Source organism: Corallincola luteus (assembly GCF_004336975.1).
GTDB lineage: Bacteria > Pseudomonadota > Gammaproteobacteria > Enterobacterales > Neiellaceae > Corallincola > Corallincola holothuriorum.
In genome coordinates this window covers 274,708-299,182 of sequence record NZ_SJXE01000001.1, presented here as the reverse complement: position 1 = coordinate 299,182, position 24,475 = coordinate 274,708, and the positions used below count along the sequence as shown (strand labels likewise).

The 24,475-nt window shown below is 48.7% G+C and carries 19 protein-coding genes; 8 read left to right on the top strand and 11 right to left on the bottom strand.

What is annotated here, in order from left to right:
- Nucleotides 1-61: 61 nt before the first annotated feature.
- From EZV61_RS01315 to EZV61_RS01305, 3 genes are all read left to right on the top strand, one after another.
- On the top strand, nt 62-1,462 hold the full coding sequence (locus EZV61_RS01315; RefSeq protein WP_131414077.1) for an SLC13 family permease: 1,401 nt from the start codon (nt 62-64) through the stop codon (nt 1,460-1,462).
- 516 nt (nt 1,463-1,978) lie between these two features.
- Nucleotides 1,979-2,185: a hypothetical protein gene (locus EZV61_RS01310; RefSeq protein ID WP_131414076.1), complete on the top strand. Its 207-nt coding sequence runs from the start codon at nt 1,979-1,981 to the stop codon at nt 2,183-2,185.
- Nucleotides 2,182-4,212 carry a carbohydrate-binding protein gene (locus EZV61_RS01305; RefSeq protein WP_131414075.1) on the top strand — a complete coding sequence of 677 codons (2,031 nt, stop codon included), beginning with the start codon at nt 2,182-2,184 and terminating at the stop codon, nt 4,210-4,212. Before EZV61_RS01310 ends, EZV61_RS01305 begins: the two co-directional genes overlap by 4 nt.
- A 228-nt stretch (nt 4,213-4,440) precedes the next feature.
- On the opposite strand, the gene efpL is transcribed toward EZV61_RS01305, so the two are convergent.
- From efpL to EZV61_RS01285, 4 genes are all read right to left on the bottom strand, one after another.
- Entirely contained in the window at nt 4,441-5,007 is a 567-nt protein-coding gene (gene efpL, locus EZV61_RS01300; RefSeq protein ID WP_114336914.1) for an elongation factor P-like protein EfpL, read from the bottom strand.
- 208 nt (nt 5,008-5,215) lie between these two features.
- On the bottom strand, nt 5,216-5,692 hold the full coding sequence (locus EZV61_RS01295; protein ID WP_131414074.1) for a response regulator: 477 nt from the start codon (nt 5,690-5,692) through the stop codon (nt 5,216-5,218).
- A complete protein-coding gene (locus tag EZV61_RS01290; RefSeq protein ID WP_131414073.1) occupies nt 5,679-7,052 on the bottom strand; it encodes an ATP-binding protein in 1,374 nt (457 codons plus the stop codon). Before EZV61_RS01290 ends, EZV61_RS01295 begins: the two co-directional genes overlap by 14 nt.
- A gap of 10 nt (nt 7,053-7,062) precedes the next feature.
- The gene (locus EZV61_RS01285) at nt 7,063-8,478 is read right to left on the bottom strand and encodes an SLC13 family permease (RefSeq protein WP_114336911.1); all 1,416 of its coding nucleotides are present in this window, start codon (nt 8,476-8,478) and stop codon (nt 7,063-7,065) included.
- Nucleotides 8,479-8,813: 335 nt separating this feature from the next.
- On the opposite strand from EZV61_RS01285, the gene EZV61_RS01280 reads away from it, so the two are divergent.
- A complete protein-coding gene (locus EZV61_RS01280) occupies nt 8,814-9,302 on the top strand; it encodes an SH3 domain-containing protein (RefSeq protein ID WP_131414072.1) in 489 nt (162 codons plus the stop codon).
- Nucleotides 9,303-9,406: 104 nt separating this feature from the next.
- On the opposite strand, the gene EZV61_RS01275 is transcribed toward EZV61_RS01280, so the two are convergent.
- Entirely contained in the window at nt 9,407-9,877 is a 471-nt protein-coding gene (locus EZV61_RS01275) for a thioredoxin family protein (RefSeq protein WP_131414071.1), read from the bottom strand.
- A gap of 287 nt (nt 9,878-10,164) precedes the next feature.
- Here EZV61_RS01275 and EZV61_RS01270 point away from each other — a divergent pair, with 287 nt between their 5' ends.
- From EZV61_RS01270 to EZV61_RS01255, 4 genes are all read left to right on the top strand, one after another.
- Nucleotides 10,165-10,908, top strand: a complete 744-nt coding sequence (locus EZV61_RS01270; protein WP_131414070.1) for a glycerophosphodiester phosphodiesterase — start codon at nt 10,165-10,167, stop codon at nt 10,906-10,908.
- Nucleotides 10,909-10,979: 71 nt separating this feature from the next.
- Entirely contained in the window at nt 10,980-12,497 is a 1,518-nt protein-coding gene (locus EZV61_RS01265) for a carboxypeptidase M32 (RefSeq protein WP_131414069.1), read from the top strand.
- A gap of 35 nt (nt 12,498-12,532) precedes the next feature.
- A complete protein-coding gene (locus tag EZV61_RS01260) occupies nt 12,533-15,292 on the top strand; it encodes a DEAD/DEAH box helicase (RefSeq protein ID WP_131414068.1) in 2,760 nt (919 codons plus the stop codon).
- Nucleotides 15,293-15,395: 103 nt separating this feature from the next.
- On the top strand, nt 15,396-15,881 hold the full coding sequence (locus tag EZV61_RS01255) for a hypothetical protein (RefSeq protein WP_131414067.1): 486 nt from the start codon (nt 15,396-15,398) through the stop codon (nt 15,879-15,881).
- Nucleotides 15,882-16,123: 242 nt separating this feature from the next.
- Here EZV61_RS01255 and EZV61_RS01250 read toward each other — a convergent pair whose 3' ends face one another.
- The 6 genes from EZV61_RS01250 to EZV61_RS01225 form a co-directional block, all read right to left on the bottom strand.
- On the bottom strand, nt 16,124-17,002 hold the full coding sequence (locus EZV61_RS01250; RefSeq protein ID WP_131414066.1) for a DUF1444 family protein: 879 nt from the start codon (nt 17,000-17,002) through the stop codon (nt 16,124-16,126).
- Between the two features lie 165 nt (nt 17,003-17,167).
- Complete coding sequence (locus tag EZV61_RS01245; protein ID WP_114336905.1) at nt 17,168-17,725, bottom strand: sugar O-acetyltransferase; 558 nt, start codon at nt 17,723-17,725, stop codon at nt 17,168-17,170.
- Between the two features lie 207 nt (nt 17,726-17,932).
- On the bottom strand, nt 17,933-18,298 hold the full coding sequence (locus tag EZV61_RS01240; protein WP_131414065.1) for a hypothetical protein: 366 nt from the start codon (nt 18,296-18,298) through the stop codon (nt 17,933-17,935).
- Between the two features lie 248 nt (nt 18,299-18,546).
- Nucleotides 18,547-19,545, bottom strand: coding sequence for a GGGtGRT protein (locus tag EZV61_RS01235; protein WP_131414064.1), 999 nt, complete (start codon nt 19,543-19,545; stop codon nt 18,547-18,549).
- A 10-nt stretch (nt 19,546-19,555) separates the two neighbouring features.
- On the bottom strand, nt 19,556-20,248 hold the full coding sequence (locus EZV61_RS01230) for an iron-sulfur cluster assembly scaffold protein (protein ID WP_114336902.1): 693 nt from the start codon (nt 20,246-20,248) through the stop codon (nt 19,556-19,558).
- Between the two features lie 305 nt (nt 20,249-20,553).
- Nucleotides 20,554-24,186 (bottom strand): alpha-amylase family glycosyl hydrolase, encoded by a 3,633-nt coding sequence (locus EZV61_RS01225; RefSeq protein ID WP_165569497.1) that lies wholly within the window; start codon nt 24,184-24,186, stop codon nt 20,554-20,556.
- Nucleotides 24,187-24,475: the final 289 nt, after the last annotated feature.

The following is a 24,475-nucleotide window of genomic DNA, read 5'->3' as shown; positions in this document are numbered from 1 at the left end:
ATAAGAGCAACTTAACGATAAGCTGAGCGCCATTGATTCAGTTCAGGAACGGATACGTGTCATGGTTGAATGGAAAAAAATGCTGTTCTGTGTGATTTGCTTTGTGGTCGTCATGCTGATGCCAATAGAGTGGATCCCCCTGGCGGGCATTAACATCGTTCAGCAACGTCTGCTGGCAATTTTTGTACTGGCAGCCTTACTTTGGGTGTTAGAACCGATCCCGGTATTTGCCACATCATTGCTCATCATCAGCCTGCTGCTGACATTGATTTCCAATCAAGGGCTGGCACCCGCCATCTCAGCCATACAGCAGCAAGATCCAGCACTGTTACTGCACTATAAATCCATTTTTGCCGCGTTTAGTTCACCTATTATTATTCTGTTTTTAGGTGGCTTTGCTTTAGCCGTCGCCGCCACAAAATATGAGTTAGATATCAACCTCGCCCGCGTGCTACTGAAACCGTTTGGCACCCAACCCAAGTTTGTGATGTTGGGGCTGATGCTGATCACCGCTGTCTTCTCCATGTTTATGTCCAACACCGCAACCACAGTGATGATGCTCGCGATCTTGGCACCGGTCCTTAGCGGCTTATCTGACGAAGACCCTGGCGTACGCGGCTTGGTACTGGCCGTGCCGGTCGCCGCCAACGTTGGTGGTATTGGTACCCCAATTGGCACGCCACCTAACGCCATTGCACTGCAATACTTAGTGGGTGAACACAGCGTCAGTTTTGGTACTTGGATGGCCTTCGCTATCCCATTTGTTATCGTCATGCTGGCATTCGCCTGGGTACTGCTACAGAAACTATTTCCAACCCAGTCAGCGGAAGTCAAAGTTAACATCGACAGTAAGTTCCGCCGCAGCCCTCAAGCATGGATCGTCTACATCACATTCGCCACCACTATCCTGTTGTGGTTGACCACCAAACTGCACGGCATGAATGCCTACGTGGTGGCAATACTGCCGCTCACGGTATTCACCATGACCCGGATTATCACCAAAGAAGATCTGAAAAAATTCAACTGGGATGTGATTTGGCTCGTCGCTGGTGGTATCGCCATTGGTGCAGCACTAGAAAATACCGGGCTCGCCTCGTCACTGGCCCACAGTGTTGACTACTCGGTGATGACCGTCTTCTGGATCATCGTATCACTGGCAATATTGTGCTGGATGATGGCGAACTTTATGTCCAATACCGCCACGGCTAACTTACTGATGCCCATCGCCGCCGCAATGGCCACCACCCTCAGCGCCAGTGGCCAGCTCGAAGATGTGCGACTGCTGCTGATTATCGTGGCGATGTCCGCTTCGATGGGCATGGTATTACCGGTAAGCACCCCACCCAATGCACTGGCCTATGCGTCTGGCAAAATCAGCAATGGCGACATGGCCAAAGTAGGTGTCATCGTCAGTAGTTTGGGTATCTTGATTTTACTGGTGGTCGCGAAACTAATGCTCTAACCAGCAGCTCGAATACATAAAAAAATATAGGTATGCCCCAAACGAGGGGTAATATCACCAATGACAAGCACTTGTTCACTCTCCTTGAGACTGAACAAGTGCAAAGATCGTGCGTAAGAAAGCACCATCAAGCCTATCAATATTCACAACGCCCCCAACCGTTAGTAAATACTAATTACTCCCTGTGCACCACTCACTAATAATACTTTAGACGCTAAAAACATTATTATTAATACGCGCACAACAAAAATCTCTTATTAACTAATATAACAACCGCTTAAACACTATTTAATGATTAAATTCATTAAGTTGCACTTACTATTAAGACTCTTTATCTTGGGGAACCATAAGGGTCATATAAATAGATAGTTAACTGATTAATACATTAGATTAATGAGGTTGAAGCTTTAGTTTACCCACTTCATTTTCTGAATAAGAAATATCAATCAGTTTGCCGCATAAAATGCAGCCTTCGTTGGTTGTATAAAAATATTCCCCTACCTACGGAGAGCAAGGATGAAGAAAGTAAAATTTCTAGCATACGCAACTGCCTGTATGTTTACGGCATTTTTTTCTTTATATAGCAGTAACAGTTTAGCCATCACCCCAAAAAAGAATTGGGCAGACAGCTACTCTAGTAATGGAAAATGTTATTGCGCCAGTACATTTGATCACGGCATTGGCGATTACAAAGTAGCAACCCCCCAGGCCAGAAAAGTGTGAGAGAAGTATGCGCGAAAATCGGCCCGGGGCCAGGCAAAGGCAGTAACCCAGTCTACAACACGGTTCAGTGCGGCCATGAACCAGGCCATGACGACGCCATCACTATCGACGGCAAAAAGGTCAAAGACGAGAAAGTCTGCCCAGGACGTGTCGACAAAGGCGAAAGTGGGTGCTCACTTATAGGTCCTAAATGGGATTTAAGTGTTTATAGCAGTGACTCAGACATTGTCTCTCAACCTGCCCCCACCAACCCTCCATTTGCGGCGCCCGCAGGCTACAAATGGCAACGAGTCGATGCACTTTCTGACAACTTTAATGGCAACACGCTCGATAGCACTAAATGGTATGACTACCATCCTGGTTGGTCAGGGCGTCTGCCGTCACAGTTTAAAAAGGGCAACTCATTTGTAAAGGATGGCTTTTTGTATCTTCGCAGCACCAGTCGCATAGACAGTATGTCGGAAGTATCAAAACCATATGAGGATGTGTGGGTCGATGCGGCTGCCGTTTCTTCCAAGACCAAAATGGCACAACCAGGATGGTATTACGAGACGTCGATGCGCGCCTCAGATACCGCCATGAGTTCTTCATTCTGGTTTCGTATGGGCAAGTTCTCCGAGATTGATGTAATCGAGCATATTGGACACGCAACTAAAGGCGATGTCGATAAAACTAAATCATATCTATATGAAGCCAACACACATATTTATGGCACTCAGTCTGGCGCGTCAAAAGCAAACTCTTATAAGATGGCAACCCGGGGTAGAGATGAGTTCCACCGTTATGGCTTATGGTGGAAAGATGCTAATAACTTATGGTTCTATCACAACGGTAAAAAGGTATTTGAAATAAAACCGAACACCGCATTTACCGAAAATCTACATATGATATTCGATACAGAAACGTTAGCATCGCAGTGGGTAGGGTTGCCCACCATCGAATCGTTAAAAGATAACTCCAGAAACGCTATGTTGGTCGACTGGGTGCGTACTTGGAAGCTTGTGGAAGGTAATAACGAGGTACCACAACAAGGTCAAATCCCCGGAAAAATAGAGGCTGAGTCTTTTTATAATCAAAGCGGCATTAAGACTGAAGCAACAACCGACCATGGCAAAGGAAAAAATATTGGTTATATAGAAGATGGTGATTCAGCAATATATAAAGTGAATGTTGAAACATCTGGCACTTTCCAGTTTAAATTCCGTGTTGCCAGTAAAACTGCCGGCGGAAATATAGTTTTAAATAGCAACAATAGTCGTTTAACGTCCATCAATGTTGCAAATACAGGTGGTTGGCAAAGCTGGAAAACAGTAACCGCAGAAGCCGTATTGGCTGCGGGTCTGCAAGACATAAATATCACATTCTCAGGTGGCAAAGGCTACTTACTAAACCTTAATTGGTTTGAAGCAGAACTCATTGACAACAGTGATGGCAGTGCATTCAAAACCCACGCTATCCCAGGCATTATTCAAGCCGAAGATTACGACAACGGAGGGGAAGGCATCGGCTACCGTGATAACTCAACAGGCAACCATGGCGGTAATTATCGTAAAGATGACGTCGATATTGGCATTGCCTCAGATATCGGTGGCGGTTACATGGTTGGCTGGATCGCGGAAAACGAATGGCTGCAATACACCATTGGTAACATTGCCAGTGGCTACTATGACATTCATATGCGCGTGGCTGCTGACGGCTCAAGCGGCAAAAGTCTCAGCTTAGAGTTGAACAATAAGCCGTTAGGTAGCATTAACTTCAATGGCACCGGCGGTTGGCAAAACTGGCAAACAGCAGTCTTGGAAAATGTATATATTGATGACCAAAGCAATCAACAGCTTCGTCTATATGTGGACTCAAGCCTATTTAATATCAACTGGATAGAGTTTAGGCCGGCGAATGAGTTTGGTGAGGATCAGTGCAATACGACAGCCCAATGTAGAAACATCTTTGGGAGTGGTGCAACTGACTGTCTAAACAGTCGTTCAGATGAGAGTATTTGCATGTGCGGTACATCGCAGTGTAAATAGAAATAGCTGACTGACGCTTCTCCCGCCCGCCTCTGCGGGAGGGGCTCGGCCAAATGTTGAAAAGATTGGCATTTTCGTCCGCAGCTTAGGTGTATTCATCTTGCTGATTGTCGCGAAGTAAACTGCTCTAACAGACAACAAAAAAGGTGTAGGAACGCTATCCTACACCTCTTGCCACTATCACATGACATTAAGCAATATGCTTACGCCATCGATCTCATCGCTTAATCAAGCTCTGCCAGTGAACTTACGCTCTTCGACATTGATCTTAATTTTGTCGCCACTGGAGATATGCTCTGGCACCTGCACAACTAATCCGGTCGATAGTGTGGCGGGCTTTGTTCGCGCTGTCGCCGAACCGCCTTTAATTGAAGGATCAGTTTCAACAATTTCCAATTCTACCGAGGTCGGCAAGTCGATGCCCACTGGCGACTCATCAACGATAACGACCAATACGCCACTGGTGTCTTCATTGATAAACAGGATCTCATCGGCGATCGATTCTTTGTTGATGTGATAAGGCGTGTAGTCTTCATTGTCCATGAACACATACTCGTCACCATCGATATAGGAAAACATGACGGGGCGACGCGTTAAATCTGCAAGATTAAGCATGTCTGAATCTTTAAAGGTTTCGTCGACCTTGCCGCCATTCACCACGTCATACATGCGCATACGGTATAAGCTGCCACCGGCACGCCCTTGCGGAACAGAGCGCTCGATGTCTCTTACCACTAAGACTCTGCCATTAAATTCAATCGCCGTATTTTTCTTTATTTCACTTGCCTTTGGCATCTTCTTTAGTCCTAAGATAAAAACGCTATCAAACTACCATATTCGTCTATTTACGCAATAGATGAGCAGGCGTACAACTTATAAAGCGAAATATTATGCTTTATACATCAGTGCGTTATAGCCAGAATCCCTGTAACCAAGTCAACTTCAGCGCACAAGCCGGCAGCAACAACACGCAACGGCCACCCCCTTCGCAAAAGAATAGAGTTCAGCCTTTTAATTTTTTATACAAGGTTGGCTGATCTAACGCGGGTAAAATCTCTTCGTAATCCAAGCCCTGATCCAGAATAAACTCGGTCAATAAACGACGACAGGTGTCCGTCAACTCATCCACTTGCCACGGCTTCTCAAAGTAGTGATCGATACGGGCAGCATTGATGGCATTAATAGTATCTTTGTGCGTAGCCTGCCCGGTTAGCAATATCTTTTTGGTATGAGCAAAACGACCATCTTCCGAGATCTGTCCCAACAGATCGACACCGCTGGTTCCCGGCATCACATGATCAGAAATGACCAAACCAACAAGCTCGCCACGGGCTTCCAACTCATCCAGCAGATCCAAACATTCGTCAGCAGATTCCGCTTCTTCAATATTAAAATGCACCGCCAGCGTCGACAGATCTTTTATCACTGCATCCAGCACTTCCGGCTGGTCATCAACGCAGACGATATTAATAGTTTCCATGCGTGCCCCCTATCGGTAACTTGACTTTAAATGTGGTTTTACCCGGTCGGCTACGCAGAACCACTTCGCCCTGATAGCTCTCAACCAAGCGTTGCACAATAGCCAACCCTAATCCCAAGCCGAACGACAAACCGCTCTTCTTAGTGGTGAAATCAGGTTGGAATATTTTTTCTTTTAATTCTTCCGGTACACCCGGTCCGTTATCCGTCACGCTGACTTCCAGGTGATACTTAAACACCTTGGACTTCACCGTCACGGTCGGGTTATTGGTCTTGGCGATCACCATGGCATCAACGGCATTTTTCAATAGATTCACCCAGACCTGAACCAGCTCAGTGATATTGCCAAACACAGTGGGCAGAGGTTGCAGATCTAACTCGACATTGACCGCCCGCAGATCTGACTTCACCAAAGCGATCGCTTCAACGATCGACTCCTCAATATCAGTCTCAGGGCCCCGCTCAAAATCACCACGCCCCAGTACTTTCACCGATTTAACGATATTGGCAGCGTGATAGGCAGCAAACTCCATATCATGGATATCCCGTCCCAATTCCCAGTAACGCGCCATATTATCGAGCTGAGATAGCACACCGGGGCCAAGACTTTTGGCGTCATCAATGGTCGGGGCTATACGCGCCAACTGCTTCGCGGCAAGCCGAGATATATCAAAAGCGCGCTGATAGTCACGCACTCGCTTGCGCATCTCAGCACTAACGCCATGCTCTCCACTTTGCCGACCTTTCCGATAAAAGCGAGCTTCCACAGGCAAGTGTGTCTGCAGTAGTTCATCAAGGAAGTTCGACATATATTCAGTTTTACGGGAGATCACGCCGATGGCATTATTCATCTCATGGGCTAAGCCTGCCGCCAACTGACCTAACGTTGACATCTTTTCGGCACGGTATAGATTTGCCTGTGCTTCCTCTTTCTCCGCTGCACGTCGTGTTGCACGCAGTGTGCGCGCAGCCAACTCGCTGACCATCAAAGGCATAAACTGTTCAACGAATGATCCATATTTTTCTGGTTCAACCGCAGTCACGCCGCGGTCGATATAAGCCAGCTCGGCGTCATTCTCAACCACAATACGGGTCGAGCTGATGTAATCACCGGAAAAGAAACTGTGCATCCCCACAAACGCACCAGGGCCGGAACGAAACACCTCGATCAGATCTTTTTGACCATCCTGTTCATGTTCGCGATAGCCAATCACCCGCCCTTCTAACAATAGATAAAGGCGTTCATTGCGCTCCCCCTGATCAACCAGCATCTCACCCTCAGCCAAACGCAAGCGTCGATCATCATCATCGAAATATGCTCTCTTCAGCCGCTCCATCTTGGCGTGGATATCACTGGTCATCTAAATTCCCCTAAACGAAGCCTATCTGACGCAGAATAAACACCATGGCGTAAGTCATCAGTAGGCCGACAATGCCAATGATCACACCGACTTTAGCCATGTCACCGGTCTGCATATAACCCGTGGCATGGGCCAAGGCGTTCGGTGGCGTACTGATGGGCAGCGACATACCTAACGATGCAGCAAAGGTGACACAGAGAATCAACGCTTGGGTCCCGCCCAGCGGGATCAGTGAATCCATCGACACGGCTAACGCCACCACAATTGGCATCAGTAAGTTAGCGGTAGCGGTATGGGACATAAAGTTTGCCATTAACAAGCAAAGAGCACTGGCGGAGGCTATCACCAAGTAAGGCGAGAACTGATCGAACGGAATAGCGGCCACCATGTTTCGTGCCAAGCCGCTCTTATCCATCGCCAGCCCCAGCGCAAAACCACCCGCCACCAACCAGAGTACATCCCAGCTGATTTTCTTCAGATCTTCTTTGGTGATCACCTTGGTAACACTGAATACCGCCACAGGGATCATCGCCACCACATAGGAGTTCATGCCGTGAGCACTGCCAAATAGCCACAGCAAAATCGTCGCCGTGAAAGTGACATATACCAAAATAGCTTTTGGCGAGCGCTGAAACTTGCCACGAATATTAAGCTCAATTTTTTCCTGGGCAGCGGGGAACATCTTCACCAGCAAGACCCAGGCAAATGCCAGCATGATGATCACGAAAGGCACAGCGAAAGCCATCCAACTACCAAAACTGATAGCGTCTTCACCCACGAGGTATTTCAACGCAATAGCGTTTGGCGGCGTGCCAATCGGGGTGCCAATACCACCGATATTGGCTGCCACAGGTATCGACAAAGCAAAGGCGATACGCCCACGATCTTCCGCTTTAAACAGCCCTAATACCGGCGCCAGAATAGAGAGCATCATGGCCGTGGTGGCCGTGTTAGACATAAACATGGAAAAGATCGCCGTGATCCCCATCAACCCCAACATCACCATGGCAGGGTTCTGGCCAAAGGGCTTCAATAACACCCGCGCTAGGTTCACATCCAAGCGGTATTTAGTCGCTGCCATCGCCAGAAAAAAACCACCGAGAAACAGCATAATGATCGGCGATGCCATGGTGGCCATAATCGCTTTATGGCTGATCAAGGTGCCAAAGCCTTCACTTTCCGCGCCACTGCGCAAAAAAATCAGTCCTTTATCAGACACCAGCAGCAGCTCGATAACGATCACCAACACTGAAGTCGCATAGATTGGAAAGGGCTCCAATACCCAACACAGCGCCGCAAGCAAAAAGATCGCGATCACCCGCTGCTCAATCAGCGACAGCCCCTCAATCGGGAAGGCTGTGACTGGCAGCAATAACACCACGAGAGGTAATCCTAAACAGATACCCAACTTAATAAATATGTTCATTTTGAAACAACTCGACCTTTTGCCGGCACAAAACCTGATTACAGGTACACAATAGCGCTTAGTGTGAAAGTCATTGATTTTTCTTGCCTTGAAGCGGGTCAAAAACCGCTCATTCGGCTCATATCGATGCCGGAGATGTGCGGATGATCACACTATGAAACACGCAGTACCAAGTTCGAAACGGTAGCAAATAACAAAGTTGGCTTAACGTACAGACAAACATAGAAACAATGGTAGCTCTACCTGAATAGGTACATTGACAGAATGGATTTACTGGCAGTAAACAAAACAATAAGTTAACTTATTGGCTTGGTGCAAAAAAAGGAATTTAAGCCATGCCAAAGTTACTCATGATTTTTACTTTTTTCAGTTCACTCTTTATATCCTTTACATCCCTTGCTGCAGTATACCGCTGTGAAGTTAACGGTGTTCAAACATTCTCACAAACCCCATGCGGAATCGATGGTGGCAAGGAAATAAAAGTAGCAGTATCCAAGCCCCAACAAAGTATTGATGCCAACGAAAATAATTTATTTGTCAATAGCTTAGATGAGCTCAGTAACGAAAGAACAATTAGAGATCATCAGTACAGAATAAAAGCTCTGAAACAGCAGATAACAACCCTGTCCGAACAAGCAAGAAATGAAGCAGACCAAATTCTTATCGATAATAGAAATGAGCTCAGAAACGCCACAAATGAGCACGCACAAGCTCTTTATGACAGTAAAATCAATGTAATAAAAGCAAAATACATGGACGAAATTCAAGGCAAAAAAGATGAGATAAAACAGCTTGAAGATAAAATAGAAGAACTTCAAGGATGAGGTCGTCAAACATCAAATATAAATAGCCCAGCACATCTCCGCATAGCCTAAGTCCACCAAGGACGGCATATTCAAGTCGTCCTTTTGTGCTTTACTCGCTTAAGTTAGTTGCCTTCAAATGCAGCCAGTAACGCCTGCTTAAATTTATCCACACTCCAATCTTTCCCTTTGCGCAAAGGGCTAATCTTAGTAGCTTGCTCCCGATCAGGGTGGATAACTATAAAGTAGGGGTAACCGGTGATTGCAAAATGGTCGGCAATCTTCTGCTCTTCGGCACCATGTTCTGGATTTAACTTAACCCGATATTGGCGACTCAATACCAGATCAATCTCAAATTCTGTCAGGTATTCACTTTCAAACTTCTTACAGTACTTACACCAATCCGTTTTGAAATAAACAACCAAGGGTTTGTCTTTGCGTTGCGCTTGTGACAGAGCGGCCTCAAATCCTCTCGCATCTTCATACCAAAACACCGTCGAAGCCGACGTTGAGCTGGAAATAAGACCGAACAGGAAACAAAGGATGTACCGCAATTTTTTACTTGGTAATCGAAAGTAACGACTAAGTGAATTCATGAAATCACACTCCTTGTGTCAAACCACCATATGTGAAATATATGGTGAAAAACTCAGCTAACAGCTAAAAACAAGCTATCACGATTCACCAATTGAAAACAGAAGAGAGCAGTCAATACGCCTCTATCCGACCTCAATGCATTACAACAAATAACGAATTTTTTATCTGTAACCTGAGCAAATCGGAACAACACTGCCACAACTGAGTGTGAAAATTGGCAAAATTCACCGTTCTGCCATACAACTGTGTCAAAGGTAGGTGTAAATTTTAATTCGGAAGTTTGCTCATGCTTGTGATCGCCCACCGCGGTGCCAGTGGCTACGCCCCGGAAAACAGTCATTCCGCCATTTGCCGTGCACTAGAGATGAATGTCGACGCAATTGAAATCGACCTGCACTGTGTCGAAGGGGAGCTGTTAGTCATTCATGACCGCTGGTTGCACCGCACCACACAAGCCCGCGGACAACTCAAAGATTACACGCTGGCACAACTGCGAGAAATTGATGCAGGCGACGGCAAACCGATCCCAACTCTTTGGGAGGTATTGCAACTGGTGGATGGTCGCTGTGACCTTAATCTGGAACTGAAATGCGAACACACCCTCATCCCCACATTAAAAAATCTGGATCAAGCGGTTAACGCCCTCAACTTTACGCCCAATCAGTTTCTCATCAGCTCGTTCAACCACCATCTACTCAACGAATCGGTATCGCTGCAGCCAAAATTCGCCACAGGGGCATTAATCGCCAGCTGTCCCATTGATTACGCCGCGTTTGCCCAGCAGCTAGGCTGTTACGCCATTCACCTGGATATCGACTTTATCAATCAAGCTTTTGTGGATGACGCCAAGGCAAGAGGCCTAAAAGTGTTTGTTTATACGGTCGATGAAGAATCAGATATCCGCTATTTAGAGGAGCTAGGTGTCGATGGCATTTTTAGTAATTATCCAGACAAAGCGCTACGGGCAGTGAAGCGTCTTGATGCTGAATATCCTCATCAACGCCAAGGGCTCATCCAGCTAACCCGCTGAACGCATACGATCTATTTCCAGTTTATCTATGTTAGCCTTGGTCATTACGTTACTCAGTTTAAGCCTCGTCAATGAACAAGCCTTATCAATGGTTGGAAGCCCGCTTTAACCGCCTTTCTCAGCTCGCGCACTTCAACCATTTAGCCAACTGGGATCAAGCGACTCAGATGCCTAGTGGTGGTGCCGCTGCACGCGGAGAAGCGATGGCAGAGCTATCTTTAATCCGCCATGAACTGCTCACCGCGACAGAGGTTGCGGAACAACTGGCAATGGCATCCGGCGAGGCGTTAACCGCCATACAGCAAGCCAATCTGCGCGCCATGCAACGACAGTACGACCTCAGCGTCGCTGTACCAGGAAAATTGGTCAGAGCAAAAACCCAAGCCGCAATGGCAGCAGAAAATGCATGGCGGCAGCTAAGGCCAGCCAATAACTGGACAGAATATGCGCCCATACTGAAAAACATGGTCGATCTGGTGCGGGAAGAAGCTGACGCGCGGGTGGAGTACGCAAGTAAGCAAAACGCTAACATCACAGCAGGTAAAGCCGCGCGCTATGACCAACTGATTGATCTCTATGAACCGGGTTGCAGCAGTGCTTTTATTGCCCCTATTTTTGCCCGGTTAAAACAAACCCTGCCAGCACTTATCAATCAAGTCAGCGAAAGGCAGGCAAGCCAGCCCCTGATGCCACTACCAACCCCCTTGCATGCCGAGAAGCAGTTTCAATTAGCCCGTGGCGTCAGCCAGAAGTTAGGCTTTGATTTTGAACGGGGACGTATGGACCTGAGTCACCATCCTTTTTGTGGTGGTGTGCCTGACGACATTCGCATCACCAGTCGGTTTGATCCTAACGACCTGTTTGATGGCTTGATGAGTACCATCCATGAAACCGGCCACTCCCTGTATGAAGCGGGACTGCCCAAATCGCTGCGCGGACAACCTGTCGGCGAAGCACAAAGCACCGGATTACATGAATCACAAAGCCTGCTGTTTGAGATGCAGCTGGCCAGAACGCCTGAGTTTGTCAGCTTCCTTCAGCCCCAAGTAGAACAAATTTTTGGTTCCCACTCGGCGTTTGCCTCGGACAATCTGTATCGCCATATCACTCGCGTTTCTGCAGGCCATATCCGCGTCGCAGCCGATGAACTGACCTACCCAATGCATATCATCCTGCGCTACGAAATCGAACAAGCATTGATGCAGGAACAGATAGAAGTGGCCGACATTCCAGCGTTATGGGATGAAAAAATGCAGCAATATTTGGGCGTTGCTACGTTAGGGAATGATAAAGATGGTTGTATGCAGGATGTGCATTGGGCAGCAGGGGAATTTGGCTACTTCCCCACGTATACACTAGGCGCTCTATATGCTGCGCAGTTGACCGCATCACTGCGTAAGACACAACCTGACTTTGGCGCAGCCATTGCCCAAGGTGATTTTGGCTCGATCAAACATTGGCTATCACAACACGTCTGGCAGCACGGTGGCCGTTACACTACTGAGCAGATCATCACCATGGCGACGGGGGAGCCGTTAAACCCCGACTTTTTCGTTAACCACCTAAAACGTCGATACCTAGATGAATAACGGCCTAAGCAGTGCACGAGCCCGAGCATGATGTAATGAGTAATAAAGTCAGCGACCTGATCCGCTACTACCAAGCGTGTTATGCGCTAGATAACGCCAGCCTCAATCTTTGGAACCTGCATAAGATTAAGGCCGCAGATCGTGTCACCTTGACCGGCAATGAACTGCTGCTGAGCGATCAAATGCCAGGTGCGCCGATCGCAGATGAGATCGCCGAGCCGCTATATAAGCGGGTGCAGCTTTACCAACGTGAACGTCAGCTGATTTACGCCTGCATGTTTATTGCCGGAACAACAGAGATCAAAGGGGAAAAACGCCAACTGGCCAGCCCTTTGGTGTATGTCAACGTCACACTGCACCAAGACGAAAAAGGCTACTACGTGACGGCCGACAACAGCGAATTTGTATTGAATGAGGCGCTGTTAGCCGAGCTGATACCTCAAGATGCTTCATCCACCGGCGGTACGCACACCAAGGGCAAGGCATCTTCACTCTCGCTAATCCCAGGAGAGTTTAAAGCGGTGACATTGGCAGATATGCTGCGCGCCTCTTCTCACGCTATCGACCTGCTGCCGGCGCTAAAATATCCCGCACTCGCGGCAAAAAATGCCCTCAGTAAACTATCGAAGCAGCACGGATTAGCCCTCGTTCCATCGGCGATGGTGGCGCTGATAGAAAAACCCAAAGGCACACGGGGCGTTATCCATGAGCTGGATAAAATCTCTGCCTGCAGCGTTCTTTCTCCCCCGATACGGCAGCTATTTGAAACCGTTCCGCCATCCACCAGCGCAGTTACCAGTCAAGCAGACCTGCTGCCAGGGCTACTTTCCAACGTACAAACGCAGGTAACCCAGATCGCCGCCTCGGCGCCGCTTGGATTTGTCTCTGGCCCACCAGGCACAGGAAAAAGTTACACCATCGCCGCCGTCGCCGCTGAGCATATGGCGCGGGGAGAATCGGTACTGATCGCCACCTCATCAGAAAATCCGCTCAACGTCATCGCCGACAAGATAACAAGCCAGTATGGCCTGAAAGATGTGCACGTCAGAGTGGGCAGCCCAAACTATCTACGTCAACTAAAAAGCTATCTAAACGACCTTCTCAGCGGCTACCAACCCAACATCACAGAACAGGCCCTCGCCGCACTCACGCAGCAGGTGGTCAGCCTAAATGAACAATTAAGTCGTGCTGAAACTCGGTTAACAAAGAAAAATCGCGCGGGCGTCAAACGCGGACAACGGCTCAGTAGCCTAGAGCAACGCTATCCGCGCCTGGGCCGTTGGTACTTAAAACTGGCTCGCCAACGCATACGTAAGATGAGCCAGCTATGGCCCTTACTGCAACAGATCCATCAACAGCAGCAGCAACGTGAATCCCTCGCCGCTCAGTTGTTACAGCAGCAAACCCAGTGGAATATCGCAAACCTACTTGGACAATCCCGCTCAACACTGCAAACCTTTAACAAGGCGATCAGATCCAGAGCGTCAGCAACCCAAGCGGAGCTGTTCGAGCAGATTGACTACCGGCTACTGTTAAAAACCTTTCCGATCTGGCTGGCACAACTGAATAGCTTGCATCGTGCGATACCTAATCAAGCCGCGCTATTTGATCTAGTGATCATCGACGAAGCCACACAAACCGATATCGCAAGCTGCCTGCCCGCTCTTTATCGCGCCAAGCGCGCACTGATCGTGGGTGATGACAAACAACTGCGCCATGTGTCATTTCTGTCTTACGCCAAACAGCAAGCCGTGGCCGCAAAGTACGCGCTGCCTTCCACACAGAAAGGGGTTTTGAGTTATCGAGACTGCAGCATTCTGGATCTAGCCCAACAGGCCATCAACAACCAAGACCATGTTGCGTTTCTTAATGAACATTTCCGTAGCAGCGCAAAACTGATCGATTTCAGTAATCAGAAGTTCTACCGCAACCAACTTAAAATCATGCAGCAACGCCCAGATCATGAGAAAGGCGAGATGATTATCCACCATGTTGCAGGAAACAGAGATAGCCAGGGCACCAACGACATCGAAGCCGAAGCGCTACTTAACCGGCTGGAAGTCCTGATCCGCGATGCTGACGCGCAACAGCAGCCAAGAAGTATCGGTGTACTCTCTCCGTTTCGCGCCCAAGTAGAAAAGCTCACCGCGGCGATCCAGTCCCGCATTTCGCTCGATCAAATAGAACGTTTTAACATCACCGTCGCCACCCCATATGGCTTTCAAGGCGAAGAACGCGACATCATGCTCAGTTCATGGGTCGTAGACCCTTTATCTAAACGAGCTGCGGTCTATCTCAACAAACCTGACATGTTTAATGTAGCCGTGACCCGTGCTCGTGGTGCCCATGAGCTTTTCGTTTCCGTCACCGAATCAGAGCTACCCTCCAACTTACTCACCGAATACCGGGCAAACCTGCGCAACTACGAAGCAAAACAGCTCGAAAGTGCTGTTTGCGACCAGTTCCAACAGGAGGTGATCCACGCACTGGCACAGCACAATATTCGCTGTTGGAGTGGAGTACACATTGCGGGCACAGATATCGACATTCTGTGCAAATACGACGACCACTATTTGGCGATTGATTTAATCGGTTTTCCGGGGCCTTGGGTAGACTTCTTCGACCTGACGACGTACAAAATACTCAAACGCGCAGCACTTGATGTGGTTCCAATCAGTTATGGCCTGTGGCGTGTAGACTCTGCCCTTTGTGTTGAAGAGGTGCTCAACCGACTTAAAAACGCCTCAACAACGGTTGCCAGTGAAGCCCTAACCAATTGCAAGATAGACAAATAGACAAATAGACAAATAGACAAATAGACAAATAGACAAATAGACAAATAGACAAATAGACAAATAGACACTGATTATTGTCACCACCAAAACATGGATCACCGAAATGATTTGTTCTGCCACTAAAGCCCTGCTCATCGCCATCTTAAGCCTCTCACTGTTTGGCCTGCCAGCCTTGGCTAATTCAGTACCCAGCGACCAAGAGCTGGAAGATATGGCGAAAAAATTTGAGGACGCAAATAAATTCATGGAACAGATGGAGGGCAAATTAACCCCCATTCTCGAACACAGCGCCCGCCTGGCGGATATGATTTCACAGGTCATCGATCAGAATGAATCTGCAGACACGATTGATTCACTCATTGCTGCGGCAATGAACGGCGACGATGGTTTAGAAGCTCTCGGCAAAGCGATCAAATTCACGCCAGAGCAAAAAAGCGCTATCAATAAAGATCTCACGCAAAATCTCACCCTGTTCGACAGTTTTCTCACTGAATTGATTGCCACCACGCCCAGTGCCACAGCCAAGTACAAAAACTGCAAGGGCAACTGCAAGAGGTCACGCCCTATTTTGATGACTTCAAGCAGCTAGACGTCACCCATACCGAACAGCGCGGAGAGGCTTACATCCAACTAATGAGCTTTACAGGCTTAGAGTTGTTAATTGGACAATCTGGGCTTGTTTTATTTAGTTGCAGTATGGCGTAGTCAGCACGCAAGTCGGGCTAGGACAACTAGCCCTTATCTTCCAAACGGGTGATTCTGAAATCCGGTCGCGGGCAGTGTTAAGCCCTATCGCAGCATGTCACTGCTCTCAATATTGCCTCGGGAGGTTTACTCCATCACCGCCCACGACTCTCCATCTCTGATATACAGATGTTCGGATAAAGCATGAGTCTCGCTGTAATCAAACGATTGCATTGTCTCTTTTAGCTTAGCGATGGCATCGGGGTTGTTTCGAGGCGCATACAGCACATAGTCACGATGCGGAATAGCTATCACAACAGCATCGTTAATCTCGTCCTCTATTTGCTCCCAAAGCGGTGAGAACAGGACGGCATTGGCAATCATGTTGTTTTCACAGCTCAAGGAGAAAAAGCCGTCATGTTCGTTTTTGCGGATATCTTTCAGATACAGCAATACGTTTTGTGTTGCTGTCGCTTTGATCGTATCAAGGTCAATTCCGTGTTGTTTAGCCAGAGCTGGGCTAAGCGCAATAAAGTTATCCCCATCATCAATGGCGTAGGTCAGCCACAAATCCGAGAACAAGAACTCAGACATGGGTCGCATTTCATCGGTCATCTGCGGTATGTCATCCATCGCTTTAACAAAAGCATGGTTCTTCAGTCGTGGCACAACGAAGGGAGTGGAGGCCTCCTCTTCCGTTTCCTGAGTAAGCTGATCTTGAGGTAGAAGTGTGCTTTTTACTACACCAGACTTAAGTCCAACGTAGTAAGCAAACTCTGCAATCAGCCACCAAGCAACAACCGCAACCATCACCACTGAAAAGGTGTAGCCTAAGTATTTCTCAATCAACAACCATAGGGCGATAGCGATAACCAAGCCTACCGCAGCAAACCCCCAAGCATGAGTTTTGTCTACGCCGATATCTGAACCACAGCTTGCACAGTTGATATTGGCCGGGCTAGATGCGGCCACCACCTTTCTTAAATCAAGTGATTCTCCGCAATGGCTACATACACGTGTTGTCATAACTCCCCCAAAAAGGCTTCCTTGTCTCTAAAGTGGGGGCAGTATAACGAGAGGAATTAGGCTTGTATGCGCTGAGATTCGGGAGGGTGGGCACTCATCAGAGTAGATATTAACGCCGCAGCCGCTTGCTGCCTGATATCCAAAGAGCGAAGAGGAGTTGATAAGCTACGTTGTCAGCGCTTTTATAACGCGAGCTGGGTTGCCTGCAACCACCACGTTATCCGGAAAGTTTTTAGTCACCACCGCCCCTGACCCGACAACGACATTGTCACCCAGACGAACCCCTGGATTAATGGTCGCATGACCGCCAATCCAGCAGCTATCGCCAATCGTGATAGGCTTTGCGAACTCAATACCTTTATTGCGCTCGATGGGGTCTAGAGGGTGACAAGCCGTATAGATACCCACTTGAGGGCCGATGAAACAGTTATCGCCAATGCGAACTTCAGCACAATCCAAAATGACACAGCCGAAATTCATATAGAAGTTGTTACCAACAAAGATGTGCTGACCATAATCACAGTTGAAATGAGGTTCGATTTTAATCTCGCCACCAATGCCACCCAATAACTGCGCAAGTAATTTTGTGCGTGCTGCCAGATCTCGACGTGGAGTCACATTGTAGCGAGCAGTGATTTCACGCGCCTCTGCTCGCAACATTGTTAATACTTCATCGCTGGGATCATAGATATCACCAGACAGCATTTTTTCTAATTCGCTCAACCTAGTCATCCAGTATTTTAAGTGGTTGAAATGACTTACTACAGAGTTTAGCTGGTCACCGGATGAAAAGGACTAATGCCGCGTGCCACCGAATGTCTTGCCGGTGCGGCGTTCCTTACCGCAAATCTCGACAAACCAATTGATCTGACGTCTCTGGTCGCGAAGTGGCCTTGTCCAGTGACGAGCTAGTGACAGGGATTGTTATACCTAAAAGTCGATACGCCAAACATTAAGAATTCTCATTGAGAGAAGAACTACAGCTAATGTAGCCACCAGAAAAAACGCAGCTACGATGTAGTAGAACCATCTGACAACCCTTACCTTGGCGCGAAAGAGAAAATTGCATGATTTGTCCGGAACAGCGGGGATGTTAGGAAAAACTGCCAGAAGGAAGCTGAATAGCAACGTCCATAAAAAAACCACTACGCTGGGGATGAGATAAACATCTTTACTGGCTCCCTCAGCGGTCAAGACAACATAGAGAAAAGCTGACAAAGACACGACAGAGGCAATCGTAACAACCGGTTTTAGCCATCCTGCTTTTGTGGAAGCAGAATTGAGAACTTCAAGCATTTAAGAGCTCCTTATCAGGGATGTGACACTTGCATAAGCGGCACAAAATGCTTGGCTATAATTTGCGCTAAACGAGCACAAAACAAGCTTTTTGCTTTCGCATACTCGGTAACATGTTGCCTAATCTCAACAGTTTTGCTTTGTTTCGCAAGCTGTTGGCTCTCAAATTTTACTTATGTGCGGACAAAAGAGGATTGGGGAATTAGGCCTGTCATCCCCAATCTTATTTGATGGTTGGCTCTGGCCGCCTAGTGACAGCTCTGCTCAATCGCCACGGCCACTGCCACACTCGCCCCCACCATGGGGTTATTCCCCATGCCGACAAACCCCATCATTTCAACGTGGGCGGGCACCGAGGATGAGCCTGCAAACTGGGCGTCGCAGTGCATCCGTCCCATGGTGTCGGTCATGCCATAGCTGGCGGGTCCCGCACCGACGTTATCGGGGTGCATGGTGCGTCCGGTGCCGCCACCAGATGCCACGGAAAAGTATTCCTGCCCTAGCAACAATCGCTCTTTTTTATAGGTGCCAGCAACCGGGTGCTGAAAACGAGCGGCATTGGTGCTGTTGCCGGTGATAGACACATCCACCGCTTCATGATGCATCACCGCAACCCCCTCCACCACGTCGTCGGTACCGTAGCAGCGGATACCGGCACGTTCGCTGTGGCCAAACGTCTTTTCCCGCACGATGGCAAGCTTGCCAGTGGCATAATCAAGTTGGGTTTGCACATAGGTAAAGCCGTTCATCCGCGCGATCAGATAAGCGGCGTCTTTACCTAAGCCGTTCAAAATCACCCGGATCGGCTTTGCTCTGGCTTGGTTCGCATATTGCGCGATCTTAATCGCGCCTTCTGCCGCCGCGAATGACTCATGGCCCGCCAGGAAACAAAAACATTCGGTCTCTTCATCCAGCAACCTTGCGGCCAAATTGCCATGGCCTAATCCCACCTGTCGCTGCTGCGCGACAGAGCCTGACACACAAAAAGCCTGTAATCCTTCACCTAGCGCGGTCGCTGCCTCTTTTGCCTTGTGGGCGTTAGAGCGCAGTGCAATGGCTGCGCCCAATACATACGCCCAAGCGGCATCTTCAAACGCGATGGGCTGAGTTTCAAACACGATCTGATACGGGTCAAAGCCCCGTTCGCTACACAGCTCCCGTGCGGCTTGTAAGTCTGCCAGTTGATACTTCTTTAATGCTGCTTCAATGCTTTGCTGGCGGCGCTCAAAACCTTCAAATAGATTCATTTTTCGCCCCTTAAGATTTGCGTGGATCGATGGTTTCTACGGCATCATCGAAACGGCCATAACGGCTCTTGGTTTGTGCCAGTGCATCGTTGGCATCCATACCATCGGCGATCTTGGCCATCATCTGGCCCATATTGACGATCTCGTAGCCGATGATTTCCCGATCCTCATCCAAGGCCAGTTGAGTCACATAACCTTCCGCGATCTCTAAATAACGCGCCCCTTTGGCCTTGGTGCCATACGCGGTACCCACTTGTGAACGCAGCCCCTTGCCAAGATCTTCAAGCCCAGCGCCCACAGGTAATCCCCCTTCAGAGAACGCCGTTTGGCTGCGGCCATAGGCCAAATTCTTAAATATCTCCCGCATTGCAACGTTGATGGCATCGCACACCAAATCGGTATTGAGTGCTTCAAGTATGGTGCGCCCGGTGAGGATCTCTGATGCCATGGCGGCCGAATGGGTCATACCGGAACAGCCGACGGTTTCAATCAGACACTCCTCTATCACGCCGTTTTTAACATTCAATGACACTTTGGTTGCCCCTTGGTGGGGCGCGCAGGTACCGACGCCGTTAGAAAATCCTGAAATGTCTTTAATGCCAATGGCATTAACCCATTCACCTTCAACCGGAATGGGCGCATTCGCGTGATCTGGGCCGCGGGTCAACGGGCACATGTTTTCAATAGTGGTGGTGTAGTTCATAACTATCCCCATAAGCTGAAACGTCTTCAATGAGTTTAGGCTGATTGACGCAGCATGCGCCAAAACGATGAACAATTAATAGCCAATAAAATATGACGATTCTAATTGAAGCGTGTGAGCGACAGTCATAAGCGAAAACTGCGGGTACGGCGGCCATGCGATTTTTCTCTGAACAGAGAGGGTGGAAGTGAAACGGGAGCAAAAGAAAAGGCATGCTGGATGGATCCTCACCAGCACGCCTTGATCAAGGGTAGACGCGCTCTTGCCACAAAGGACAAGAGCTAACATATGTCTTTCAACACTGTTTAACTACATGTTTTCTCGACGCCTTCCAGTAACAACACGCCATTGTTGCTGGCAGGGAAAGTCACCTTGCCGCTAGCCACGGTCGCTTTGTTGTTATTGTAGAACTCTGTCACTTCCCAGCAGTCGCCGAACACAGATGACACATCCACCGTAACATTGCCGCTGGCACCAAATACAACGATCACCGCGTCACCATCTTTCTCACGCTTAAAGGTGTAAGGTGATGCGCTGAGTAGGGTATGGCTACCGGCACCCACTGCAACGTGACGCGCACGAAACTGCCCTAAACGCTGCCAGTGGCTATGCACGTTCTGATCGATACTGCTCCAGTTCATAAATGAGCGTAGCGTTAGGTCGCCAAACGGCGCATCAACCAATGGACGTGCGGTTTCATCACCGTAATAGATCTGCACGGCACCCGGAGCCATCAACAGCGCTGAACCGCCATCAATCAAGTTACTGCGGCTATACATGCTCTTATCATGGCTTGAAATGTAACTCAGTACGTTAAACGTTGGATCCGTGTTGATGGACGCTGCATAACTGCTGTAAACACCTTCAATACTGCCCAGTGACACACCGGCAAAATTAAAGTTGATCATCGAATCAAAACCATAGTCGAACCAATGGCTGCGCCCTACCCCATGGTCGAAGTACTCGCCCGTCATCCAGAAGTCCAGTTCTTGCTCATCTGGCAATTTGTTAGGATTGGCAGCACGCCATTCATTCAGTGCGATAACCGATTGATCTTTCAGACGCTTGAGCACCTCTTCACCCTGGCCTTCCATATTTTTAACGGTGTCCATACGGATACCGTCAAAGCCGTATTCACGCACCCAATCGGTGATCCATTTGATAAAGTGATTACCTACCGTGCGTGGATAACCGGTGTTGTTGAAGAAGGCATCCAACTCAGCCTGTTCTTGGCTCAAGCGACCCTCTTTCGCCCATTTGTTTTGCAGTAAAGGGGGTAAAGAAACGGTGGCGTTACTTTCTAACTTCACATCAGGTAAGCCACCACCACAATCAAAAGCACCATAGGCTTCAGCACAAATGTCGTAGCCAGTTGCTTTGGTATGACGGATCCAATCTCGACCCCAGAACTGGCTCCATGCGCCATCGCTGTAGTTAAAATAGTTACCGTAGGTTTCATAGTGGATGGTACTTGGATCACTGGTGTAGTAGTAATCTTCCCAGCCAGCATTAAGCGCACCATAAGGCTGCTGAGAGGCATCGATCAGGTTGTCGTAGCCGACGTGATTAATCACTACGTCAAGCACCACACGGATCCCCTTCTCATGTGCGGTATCAACGAATTCAAGCAAGTCAGCCTCTGTGCCCATATTGGCGTCAACAGCAGTGGGGTCGAGCATCCAGTAACCGTGGTTACCGTAGTACTTGAAGTTTGCACCACCAACAAAACCGTGGATCTGCTCAATGGGTGATGTCAGCCAAATCGCTGTGATGCCTAAGTCGTTGAAGTAGTCCTCTTTCAGTTTTTGCGTCAGCCCTTTTAGATCACCGCCTTGGAACGCACCTACACGGTTTTCATAACCGGCATATGGCGAGCCATTACGGTCCTTCTCACGACCATAGCTGTGGTCATTGCTGGTATCTGCGTTTAGGAAACGATCGGTCAATACGAAGTAAACAGTGGCGTTGTCCCAGCTGAAACTGGATGCAGACGGTTTTTCAATTTTTTCAAAAGTGTAACGTTCGCTAGCAGTAGATACGTCATTACTCGCCCAAAGACGCAGTTCGACTGTATCGCCAATTTCCAGCCCTTCGCCCAGCGTGATCTGGTCGCCTGTGTTGTATGGCGTGCCCGCCATAGGGTCTGAACCGTCCAAGGTATATCGACCACCAGTGACGTTGTCACCGTCAGCTTCCAAGGTCACAACAATCGACGCTTGCCAGAACTTCAATTTGGCACCACTAATGCCCACTTCTGCAGGTACTGGGGGCACATCACAACTGTCTGTCCAGCGGTTGTCAGCATAGTAGTAACAACCATCCGATGAACGGGTCAACGTGTCTGTTTGGCTGGCGCCATTGTTGTTAAAGATCATTTTGCTAGAGCTGCTATTGGGGAATTTATAGCGGAACCAGTCTTCGCCCAGCTCTTTCATGTCATCACCGCTCCAATCGGTGTCCGGCCATGAGCCTTCTGGTATGGCGTCCCAGTGGTGGATCTTGGCATCCCAGCCACTGGGCGCTTTCAACCACACGGTAAAACCAACTTCTTCCGGATCGCCTTTGGTATAGGTGTACGTAGCAGAGTCGCTACCCACGTCATTGGCAACCTCGACATAGAGATCAACCGACTGACCGATCTCTAAATCAGCGCCTACGACAATGACATCGCCATTTTCAAATGCAACCGCATCACCCGTGCTGTCGCTTAACAGGTAAGTCGCGTCTGTCGCTTCACCTTTATAACTCAGGGTGACCGACAAGTTATCGCTGGTAAACGTTTTGCTCTGGGGGCTTACCGTCAACTCTGGAGCAGACGGACCCACAACTAACTCTGCATCAACCTGCTTAGCGGTTTCATCAAAGCTGATTAGAAATTTTTCACCATCCGTGACAGGAAAATCTTGCGTGGGATAGGATTCCTGCCAATCAGTGGAACAGCGTGCCACTTTAAAGCGCGCCGGATCTTCTTCACCATTAAACGGCTGCAGCAATTCAAATAACCCGGTATCTGGGTTGTATGGCATCACTGTCTTTGTCCAGCCGTTCGGCGTTCCGCGGAAGCACCAGTCGGACTCTGGATCACCCGTCACATTCACAGTGACTGAAGCTGTGCCCTTGGCTCCACCATCGTCAACCACAGTCAGAGAGATGCTTTGTTCACCGAGTTCATTGAAGGTGAATTGTGCGATTTCTGTGGTTTCGCGATTACTCCATGCATAACTGGCGATCTGCCCATCTTCATCCCAAGAGTCACTGCCGTCAAAGATGATAGAATCACCTAGCTCGACCTCAAGCGGCCCCTCAGGCGTGATCACGGCATGGGGCGCAATATTTGGCTCGCCCATAGACATGCTCAACGTATTGGCGTTTTCATTCACCTCGATGGTGTAACGCCCAATGACCTGGGTATAAATATCGCCGCCGCTTTGCACCAGCATCATCGGGTCGCTACTGTCACTGCTGCCGTAGTTCAGGCTCCAATCACCATACACATCTAGCTTAAAGCGCTGGTCCTTACGACCATCAAAGTCGACCTCCACCTGCCACACACCCTCTGTCTGCTCGACAAAAGGCGTGATATCCCAATCATTTGGCGTGCCACGGAAGTAAAGGGATGGCCATCCGCCTGGCTCACCCTCACAATCGGCCACTTCCACACGCTCAATGTGCTTGCTGTCGCTGTAGAACGTAATCTGGTAGCTAGTATTGGCAACAACGGATATATCATCTTGCGGGTAGCTTTCTTGCCAATTTCCCCAACGGTCAATTTTGAATCGGGGGTTATCACTGCCGAAAGTCTGACAAGTCTGATATTCAGTGCCTTGTACATGCGTTAACGGTGTTGTTTTCCAGTCGTTTGGTGTGCCGCGGAACTCCCACTCTGCTTGCGCAGTAAAGGAAGCAGCGAACATACCAACGAGCAATAGCTTCTTCATCATCAATTCCCTTGTTTAAGGCTTCGCCTATCGAAAGCCTTAGATAGTGATCCTGTCGGTGGCGGCGTAAACGCCGAGAAATCACCGACAAAAATAGCGCCTCACTGGCGCCACTCGGGTTGACCATCGCAACCACGATGATCCGCTATCACTTCTAATACTTGCGCCCAAAACCTCATGAAAAAGCACACGCGAAGAACGCTATTGATGTGCCGCTAGGCGAGCACTCCTATTGCTCGCTACCCTATCTAAATCATGAAGAAAACTACTTGCACAAACCGCCACCAAA